At 55.3% G+C, this 1,745-nt stretch carries 1 protein-coding gene; it reads left to right on the top strand.

Annotated elements, in window-relative coordinates; genetic code table 11:
* Positions 1 to 1,745 (top strand): condensation domain-containing protein (locus ACX0G9_RS31615; protein WP_459068994.1); only part of this gene is annotated, 1,745 nt, incomplete at both ends.

The following is a 1,745-nucleotide window of genomic DNA, read 5'->3' as shown; positions in this document are numbered from 1 at the left end:
GAACTGGGTGGTGATTCGATCGTTTCGATCCAGGTAGTAAGCCGGGCACGACGCCTGGGATATACCCATCTGCAGGTGGTGGATCTTTTCGATTACCAAACGATAGACCGGCTATCATCCATTATGACTGTTCCGGGTAGAGGCGGACAAAAAGAAAACTTTACGGAAGAGAATGTCTTGCAGGGCAATAGCGGTTTGTTACCTGTTCAGCAATGGTTTTTCGGGCAGGAAGGTGCTTGTGTGTCTCATTTTAATCAAAGCGTATTGCTTGGTTTGGATAAAAGGGTTAGCGCCGAAGCGCTGCAGGTGGCGGTGGCGGAGTTACTGCGCCATCATGATGCGCTCCGGTTCCGTTATCGCCGTACGGCCGGGGTATGGGAACAGGAATATATGCCTTACACGGGGAAAGTTTCCGGCAGCCTGGTGGTGGAGGAGACAGGAGATAGGGAGCTGGTAGCGAGGGCGGGGTATTATCAACGCAGTCTTCAAATAACGGAAGGGGATTTGTTTCGGGCGGTATTGTTCCTGACGGGAGCGGAAGAAACACAAAACCGTCTGTTGCTGGTGATCCATCACCTGGTGGTGGACGGGGTGTCGTGGCGGATCCTGTTGGAAGACCTGGAGCTGTTAATAACGGAGATAAACAAATATAAGAACGAAAGAGCGGAAGATATGCAGGCAGGCTTGTCCTCCTGTCTGGGCAAAAAGAGTGCATCCTACGGTTCGTGGTATGAGAGCCTGGTGGCCTATGGGAACCGCATGCGGGTAGTGGGTCAGACGGGTTACTGGGAGTCGGTGACATCCCAATACAGGCCCTTGCGGGTGGATAGGGCAGGGGATGACGTTGTGCGGCACAAGGACATGGGTGTTTGGCGGGTACGGCTGGGGGAGGAACAGACGCTTCGGTTGTTGCAGGAAGCGCCTCGTGCCTATCATACGGAGATCAATGATCTGCTGCTGGCGGCCTTGGGTCGCCAGTTGTGCCGGTGGAGCGGGCGGCAGTCGGTGGTGATCGGTTTGGAGGGTCATGGGCGTGAAGAGATCGGCGGGGTGGATGCGAGCCGGACGGTAGGCTGGTTTACGAGTGTGTATCCGGTGGCCTTGACGGCAGGCAGCGGTTTGCAGGAAGGAAGTCTGATCCGGGGGGTGAAGGAACAGATACGGCAAATAGAGGATAAGGGGTTGGGTTATGGGGTGCTGAAGTATATCCGTGGGGTTAGGAGTCTTCAGGGGGTTCAGCCCTGGGACCTGGTGTTCAATTATATGGGTCGTCTGGATAATGTGGTAAAGGGAAGAGCGTGGTTCAGGGGTGCGCAGGAAGAGGTGGGGGATACGGTGAGTGAGGAGCATGTGATGACAGAGCGAATGATCGTGAACGGTATGGTGCAGGGAGGAGAACTGGTAATACAATGGTGGTACAGCCGGCTACATTATACAGAAGAGACGATCCGGGAACTGGCGGAAGGGTATGTGGAGACGTTGAGCGGGGTCATCGACCATTGCTGCCGGCAGGCGCAGACGGGTAGGGTGCATAGTCCATCGGATTATGGGTTGGTCGGCGTGATGAGTTGCCCGGAGCTGGACCGGTTCCTGGAAGAACCGGCGGAAGAGGGAGCAAAAAAGAGAGCAGAAGAGGGGAAGGGAAGACCGCGCGGGGAAGGGCTGACCGATCTGTACCGGCTAAGCGGCTTACAGGAAGGCATGTTGTTCCATAGTTTGTTTGATAACCAGGCAGGGGCTTATAT

The sequence above is a fragment of the Flavitalea flava genome (genome assembly GCF_054461575.1).
The sequence above is the reverse complement of the archived record's forward strand: the minus strand, read 5'-3'. Positions and strand labels throughout refer to the sequence as shown.